Origin of the sequence: Methanospirillum sp. (assembly GCF_035560735.1) — an archaeon.
Classification (GTDB): domain Archaea; phylum Halobacteriota; class Methanomicrobia; order Methanomicrobiales; family Methanospirillaceae; genus Methanospirillum.
In genome coordinates this window covers 1-7,391 of the sequence record NZ_DATMYY010000303.1, presented here as the reverse complement: position 1 = coordinate 7,391, position 7,391 = coordinate 1, and the positions used below count along the sequence as shown (strand labels likewise).

Annotated in this window: 6 protein-coding genes; 1 reads left to right on the top strand and 5 read right to left on the bottom strand. The window is 43.4% G+C overall.

Translation table 11 applies throughout. From position 1 onward, the window contains the following. On the top strand, positions 1 to 585 hold a 585-nt coding region (locus tag VN429_RS08770), incomplete at its 5' end, for a hypothetical protein (protein WP_325632247.1). On the opposite strand, the gene VN429_RS08765 is transcribed toward VN429_RS08770, so the two are convergent. From VN429_RS08765 to VN429_RS08745, 5 genes are all read right to left on the bottom strand, one after another. After that, positions 570 to 1,820, bottom strand: coding sequence for a Coenzyme F420 hydrogenase/dehydrogenase, beta subunit C-terminal domain (locus tag VN429_RS08765; protein ID WP_325632245.1), 1,251 nt, complete (start codon positions 1,818 to 1,820; stop codon positions 570 to 572). The two genes, VN429_RS08770 and VN429_RS08765, sit on opposite strands and share 16 nt — an antisense overlap. Next, a complete protein-coding gene (gene fdhF / locus VN429_RS08760; RefSeq protein ID WP_325632243.1) occupies positions 1,817 to 3,889 on the bottom strand; it encodes a formate dehydrogenase subunit alpha in 2,073 nt (690 codons plus the stop codon). Before fdhF ends, VN429_RS08765 begins: the two co-directional genes overlap by 4 nt. 231 nt (positions 3,890 to 4,120) lie before the next feature. Beyond that, positions 4,121 to 5,998 (bottom strand): molybdopterin biosynthesis protein, encoded by a 1,878-nt coding sequence (locus VN429_RS08755; protein WP_325632241.1) that lies wholly within the window; start codon positions 5,996 to 5,998, stop codon positions 4,121 to 4,123. Further along, positions 5,992 to 7,194 (bottom strand): molybdopterin molybdotransferase MoeA, encoded by a 1,203-nt coding sequence (locus tag VN429_RS08750; RefSeq protein ID WP_325632238.1) that lies wholly within the window; start codon positions 7,192 to 7,194, stop codon positions 5,992 to 5,994. The genes VN429_RS08755 and VN429_RS08750 overlap by 7 nt, the downstream gene beginning before the upstream one ends. After that, positions 7,191 to 7,367 (bottom strand): hypothetical protein, encoded by a 177-nt coding sequence (locus VN429_RS08745; RefSeq protein WP_325632235.1) that lies wholly within the window; start codon positions 7,365 to 7,367, stop codon positions 7,191 to 7,193. The genes VN429_RS08750 and VN429_RS08745 overlap by 4 nt, the downstream gene beginning before the upstream one ends. Between the last annotated feature and the right edge of the window lie 24 nt (positions 7,368 to 7,391).

Genomic DNA, 7,391 nt, shown 5'->3' with positions numbered 1-7,391 from the left:
GGTACTGCAGTGAAAGTAATCAAGATTCCGTCTCTTCTTTCAAGTGTCATCATAACAGCCCTATCTGGTATTGACATGATGGAGTTTACACTCATCAATCATTGCCATTATTGTAAAGGACAGGTTAAGTTCCACGATATCAGGATTAAAAGGTTTGCAACAGTTATTGAAAATGGGGAGAGAAGGAATATCAGTGTGAGGGTTCACCGGTATTACTGTCAGGAATGTGGAAAACTCTGCTATGCTCGTGCCCCTTTCTACCCAAATACCAAATTTGGATCCCCTGTCGCAGACCTGTGTATGACTCTAGCCTGGGATCATTCCTTTAACCATGCTGCAAAAATTCTCAATTCTGTTGGAGTAATTATCGACAGGGGAACGATCAGGAATTTTTCAGCACATGAAATTCCACCAGTCAGTTATGCAAAGATATACGGACTGCCAATTCCTCTATCTGTATGTTATCTTTCAGACCTCTTCTCCCGAAAAAACTGGAATTACCAGGTAACACAGGAAGAAATTCTGGAAGTTTGTGGCTTTCCGACAAAAATGGAGAATCAGGATTTATCTCAGTATTCGCCCTGATCCCGAAATACTTCTATTACCTTTTCAAAAGTATTCCCGTAGTTGTGTTCCCACTCTTCCCATTCATTTACTTTGGCCACTACCGGCGTCCCGGGAAGTTCACCGGCCTTGTACCCAAACATTTGTTCCAGTTCTGACTGAAGTGCATGCATATATAGTGAGTTTGGGATCTCCATTGGGCACCGCTCTTCACATTGTCCACAATTAATGCAGGAGTCAGCAATATGCGAGGCCCTGATGAGATGAAACATAAATGGCGGGGGAACCTGTCCTGGTTTGACGAGCCAGGGTTTTTTGGTTCTGCAATCTTCACACACACAGAGCGGACAAGCTTCAGTGCACTGATAGCACTTGATGCATCTGGACATGTCAAGCATCATGCTCTTCAATAGTTGATCACCAGGTGGAATTTTAGAAAATTGTTCTTTTCCATTTTCCAGACTGAGCATCTGCATTGCCTCTTCCACACGGGATCTCATTTCTACCCCTTGAGGGTCAGCTGCCTCCACTACGATAGCATGATCATTGATGGCTGACTCAAGAGTGATTGCTCCTTTTTTACTACAAACCTCAATGCACGTAGTATTTCCCGAGTACTCCCCGATTACTCCCCAATCTCCACAAACAAGATCGCATTGCCTGGGTATTCTTGTCTGACAGCGTTGACAGCATAATCTCCGTCCATAACCATCTTGTTCAAGGTCCTCTATCGGGAGTGAAAAAATTGTATCTGATGTTTCAACCTGACACTTACCTTGTGAAAAATATATATTTTCGACAGTATCTGGATCAATTTCATATCTGTCAACTATCATTTTTCGAGCAGTGATTGGGTTTATTGTTCCGCTACAGGTTAAACCGATGAGGAGAATGTCGTTCAGGTTTACCCTGTTTCGTTTAGCCAGTTCTATGATGGCCTTTGCTTCACACCCCTTTACAACTGCTGCGATACGCTGACCCGGATTACTCTGGGTATACCTATAGAGATATTTTGCAGAAGATAGAGTTCCACAATAGAGTGATCCAGAGCACTGAGCAATTTCTGTTGGATCGGTTAGGATAACCATAGATGCATCGTAAATGTCAGCACCTTTTTTTGTGACCGAAACGGCGTCGACAATGCCGGTAGAAAGAAGATGGGTCAGTAAACCTGAAACAAATCCACCAGAACTCCCTTTATCCCTCAGCTCCGAATCTGTGGACCAGGCATAGAATATCTCTCCTTTACGGATCATCTCTTTTCTACCTGAAACTTTTTGATTGAGATTGCTGCCACTTTATATTCTGAGATATATGGTAACGGTTCAGAAGAATTCAAAGCCAGGTTTGCTGCTACCCGCTCGATAAAATGAAGAGGGATAAATGCTGTCCCGACTTTAATATCCTGAATTACCCGTGCTTTGCAGACCAGAGAACCCTTTCTAAATGACACTTTAATGAGGTCTTCATTTCGGATTTTTAGTCTTTTGGCATCCTCTGGATTTATCTCTAAATATCCTTCATGAACTTCATCATTAAGATTTTTGCATCTCCGGGTCATGGTTCCTGATTGCATATGCCAGATGAGCCTTCCAGTGGTAAGTCTGAACGGGAAATTTTTATCCGGAAGATCTGAAGGTTCTTTCCATTCCACAGGATAGAATACACCTTTTCCATCAGGGTGTGCAAAGTGCTCTGAATATAAAATCGGAGTTCCTGGCTGATCAGGCTCTTCACAAGGCCAGCATACGCCGCCAGGTTTGTCAATCTTATCCCAGGTCATCCCCTGATATTGGGGAATTACAGAGCACATCTCCTCAAAGATATCTTTTACATAGGTGTAATTGAACTGTTCACCATACCCCATTTTACTGGCCAGGGCGGTAATTATCTCATAATCAGATTTTGACTCGCCTGGAGGTTCAACGGCTTTTCTGATCCGTTGAACCCTTCGTTCGGTATTTGTCTGTGTTCCATCCTTCTCTGCGAAGCAGGCAGCCGGAAGAACAACATCAGCATATTGACAGGTTTCAGTAAAGAAAATATCCTGAACGACAAGGAAGTCTAATTTTTTTAATCCATCTATTATTATTGCAGGATTCGGTTCAGAGACGACGGGATTTTCCCCGATAAGATACATGGCCTTGATATCGGGAGATGATGAACGAAGATGTTCAAACATGATATTGATATCATACCCTTCATGAGGCTCACAGATCCCGTCAGGAAATCCCCACAATTTTGAAAGTTTCCTGTGTGCAGTCCCGTCAGTAACCGGTTTGTACCCTGGAAATAAATTAGGGAGACATCCGACATCACACGCTCCCTGTACATTATTCTGGCCACGAAGTGCATTGACCCCGGTTCCAGGACGACCGATATTTCCGGTGAGCATCATCAGGTTGGCAATAGACTTTACATTATCAATACCGGTTGTCTGCTGAGTAATACCCATCGCATATAAAATGGTGCACTTATCTGCCTTACCAATCCATTCTGCTGTTTTTCTTATGAGATCAGGAGAAACACCACAAAGGTCTCCTGCAATTTCCGGATTATATCTTCTCTGCAGGACGACTTTTTTAACGGCTTCAAAGTGATTTGTTCGTTCAACTATGAATGATCCATCATGCCAATTGTTTCTGATGATCTCCCCCATGATACTATTGAGGAGAAGAACATCAGAGCCACTGTAAAATTGGATAAACAGATCAGACTGTACAGCAGTCGGGGTGAATCGAGGATCTGCAGTAATTACATGAGCTCCTCGTGAACGTGCTTTGATGATCTGTCTTCCAACGAGTGGATGCTGCTCCAGAGTATTACTGCCAAGACAGAGAATACAATCAGATTCACTAATATCCGGAATTGAGTTGGTCATAGCATTGCATCCAAATGCAAGGAAGAGACCAACCATCGTTGCAGAATGACAGAGACGAGCACAGTGATCGATATGGCGGGTTTTTAAAACTCCCCTGGCAAACTTCATCGCGAGATAATTGTCTTCATTAGAACAACGTGCAGATGTGAGTAGCGCCAGTTCCTCTGGTTTATATGAAGACAATTTTTTAGCGATAAAATTTAACGCGGCATCCCAGTCAGTCTCATAAAAAATATCTCCCTTTCTTAAGAGAGGTTTTTTTAACCGGTCAGGGTTGGAAATAAATTGATGACAATACGTTCCCTTCTGGCAAAGACGCCCCTCATTTACCGGTGAACGATAGTACGGAGCAGTTCCGATAACTTTCCCATCCTCTACCATGAGATTTAAAGAACAGCCGGTACTGCAATACGGGCACGTGGTAGTGATCTGAGTAAACGTCATCGATAATAACTCTGTAATAATTAGGGAGGCAATGGTAGTTAATTTTCAGGGAGATAGCGTGAGAAAAGCGCTCTAAAAATCTCTGGTCCGGGATCTACCTGGGCACAAAGAGAACTGATCCATGGAACGACTGCTTTATACTATTGCATTTTGCTTGGTTAATATAAAAATGATGGCCAGTACTGGTGTTGTCTGATAGATATCACCAGCCTTCTGTCATCACTGTTTTTCTTAATTACTGTATCGTATGACTCCGGTTTTATCTATTTCGTATCCACCCAGTTGGGTGAGTATGGCTTTGAACTCCTGAGTTTTTATGATGTCAACTATCGCTCTGATACGGGGATCGCTCTCAAACAGATTTTTGGTAGTTACCAGTTCATAGCGTTCAACCCCGACGGGAACAAAGGGAAGAGAGAATGCACGTGCAGCACTATGAACTGCCATCCCGAGATCGGCATCACCACTTCTGACAGCAAGACAGACACCTAGATGAGTGGTTGCTTCCTGGTCGTACCCGTCTATCTGATCTGATGTGATACTTTTCTCTTTCATGAGATGATCGAGAAGCATCCGGGTTCCTGAACCCCGTTGCCGGTTTATAAACCGATGGGTAGTAACAGCCTCAAAGCCAAGTGATTCCCTGGATACCATTCCCTGAACACGTTCGGCCACACATATCAGAACCAATTCTTCACCAGGAAAATACTTCTGCAGATACGGTATGTTGTATTCTCCATCTTCAGAGAGTAAATGCATGGGTGCCAGGTGGCAGTAACCCCTCTTTAACGTCAAAAACCCACCCATGCTTCCAACATGAGAAGAAGCGATCTGAATTCCTGACTTTCGCATAAGATTGGCAAGATGATCTATGACCGGATCGTGGCTGCCGGTAATGAGGACAACCTGTTCTGCAACTGAAGTTGGTACTGTCAGGTAAGCAGTTGTCTTTTCACCTGTTTCTAAACCCTCTTGATCAGAAGGAATTTTTACATAAGCATTCGCTCTGACCATGCTCATCTGGACTCCTGCACCACGAGAGAGAGGAGAGGCAACCCATTCTTCTTTTATTTTTCCGACTGTTGCAAGAACAAATTCATCAGTTCCAATTGAAGATTGTAATGCACTTGTCAGCCGGATCGGGACGGTATGTTGTTCTGGTGTGACAAATCCATACCAACTCAAAAGAGGCTGTATTATTTCACGAAGAATGGTATGACAGGCAATCGGGTATCCCGGCATACCAATCACCGGCTTCTCTGCAATTTTTCCCAGGATAACCGGCTTTGCAGGTTTAATTGCAACACCATGAATAATCACTTCTCCCAGAGTTTCAATAACCTGGGCTGTATAATCCTTGGTCCCTTTGGATGATCCTGCTGATATGATGACAACATCATGGCCTTGGATGGCTTCGTTCACTGCAGTTGTGATTTTATTGAGGTCATCCTGGACGATTGGATAATGGGTTATTGAAACCCCGGATTTAGACAGCATAGCCGCTGCCATATACATATTACTCTCAATTACCTGACCTGGAAGTGGTTTTGTTCCAACAGGGATTACCTCACTTCCTGTTGGGATCAGTGCGACTTTGAGATCCAGGACCGAGACTTCTGTAATCCCATAGCTGATCATGGCACTGATATCAACTGATCGAATCTGTGTGAGGAGAGGAATGATCATCTCTGTTTCAGCAATATCTTCACCAATAGGTCTGATATGTTGCCATGGGTGAGCTGCTGAATATATCAGAAATGATCCATCCTGTTCAATCACATCCTCAATCATAACGACAGCGTCAAAACTGTCTGGAATAACATTTCCCGTATTGACCCGAACAAAATGAGTGAGGAGAACCGGTTTTTGATCCGTAGCTCCTACGGTATCCTGACTTCGTACTGCAATTCCATCCATTGCAGACAGATGAGCAGCGGGGACTGATAACGGGGAAAAAACTGCCTCTGATGTTATTTTTTCTGATGAGTTCTGAACTGGAATCTTTACAGTGCGGGGAATGCATGCAAACCGGTCATGGAGAATTTTCAATGCCTGATCTAATGATGTGAGGGTGAGATACCGGGTTGCTCCCTCTTTATCTTTTACCATGTAATAACCTCAACTATCTCGCCTGCTTCATATCCTTCTACAGGTCCGGGTATTCTGATAACTCCATCGCTCTGAAGAAGAGTATTTGTAAGTCCTGATTTTCCCAATAATGGCAGAATATATCTTCCATCAAAAATTCCCCTTACATAATCCTCTCTCCCCTGAACAGATTTAATTGGGATCATCAAAGGAGCATGGACACATTTTTGAGAGGATGTAATTCCCGTCATTCCTTTAAGCAGTTCGCGTACAAGAACAAGAAGGATAATATACGCTGATGCCGGGTGACCTGGAAGTCCGATAATCGGCTTTCCCATAGCAGTCCCTATTATTGTTGGTTTTCCCGGTGAGATGGCTATTCCGTGAACCAAAACTTCTCCTTTGGAAGCTATGATTTCAGCACACATATCACGCTCCCCTTTAGAACTTCCCCCTGATATCAGCACTGCATCACATGAATTCAAAGCCTCATCAAGGGCCTGATTTAAAGAATTATGATCATCAGAGATAATTCCGTACACTATCGGAATACAGCCTTCCTCTGACACAAAACCACTGCAAAGCCATGTATTGATATCACGGATCTCTCCTCCCGTAGGTTTTTCATTAACTGGAACCAACTCATTTCCTGTTGAAATAATACCAATTCGTGGCCGGGTTGAGACTGGTACATTATTCCACCCACAAGCAGCAAGCACACCTAAAACCCGTGATGAGATTTTCGTTCCTGCTTTTACTGCAGGACGATCTGATCCGAAATCTTCACCTTTGGATATTTTATTTTCCCCAACTGCTACCGGTCTGTGTACAAGTATCTGATCTCCTAATTCTTCACAATATTCGATCATAACGACTGCGTCTGCCCCTGTCGGAAGGACACCGCCAGTAGGAATATACATACATGAACCACGTTTAAGGGATATTCTTCTGTCTTCACCCATAGCAATTCTGCCGGATAGAGTGAGCATTGATGGGATTGATTCACTGGCACCAGTCGTATCAGAAGCGAAAATGGCATATCCATCAACCGTTGAACGATCAAATCCTGGAATTTCAACATCAGATTTGGCATCACTGAAAAGTACTCTCCCCCCGGCATCTGATAAAGGTATGATCTCTTCATGTGGTGAAGGAGAGATCCCTCTTATGACCTTTTTGGCTTCGCCTACTGAAATTACTGATAAAAAACGGGTCATGGGAAACAGCCTAGTTGGCAGCCACGAATCTTAATTGAATGATCCCTGCAATAGATGGAAATTTCCTTCTTTGTCACCCCATACGTATCAGATAGTTCAAATGCTTTGCTACAGGGAATTTCGGTGCTAATTCCTTCCTTTTTAAAGATCGATTCTATCTCTTTCTCATCCATATCATTCAACCTTCACTGTAATGG

Coding starts and splice junctions, on each gene's coding strand:
- VN429_RS08750 (WP_325632238.1), bottom strand. CDS start 7,194: ATGACCCGTTTTTTATCAGTAATTTCAGTAGGCGAAGCCAAAAAGGTC.
- VN429_RS08755 (WP_325632241.1), bottom strand. CDS start 5,998: ATGGTAAAAGATAAAGAGGGAGCAACCCGGTATCTCACCCTCACATCA.
- VN429_RS08745 (WP_325632235.1), bottom strand. CDS start 7,367: ATGGATGAGAAAGAGATAGAATCGATCTTTAAAAAGGAAGGAATTAGC.
- VN429_RS08765 (WP_325632245.1), bottom strand. CDS start 1,820: ATGATCCGTAAAGGAGAGATATTCTATGCCTGGTCCACAGATTCGGAG.
- fdhF (WP_325632243.1), bottom strand. CDS start 3,889: ATGACGTTTACTCAGATCACTACCACGTGCCCGTATTGCAGTACCGGC.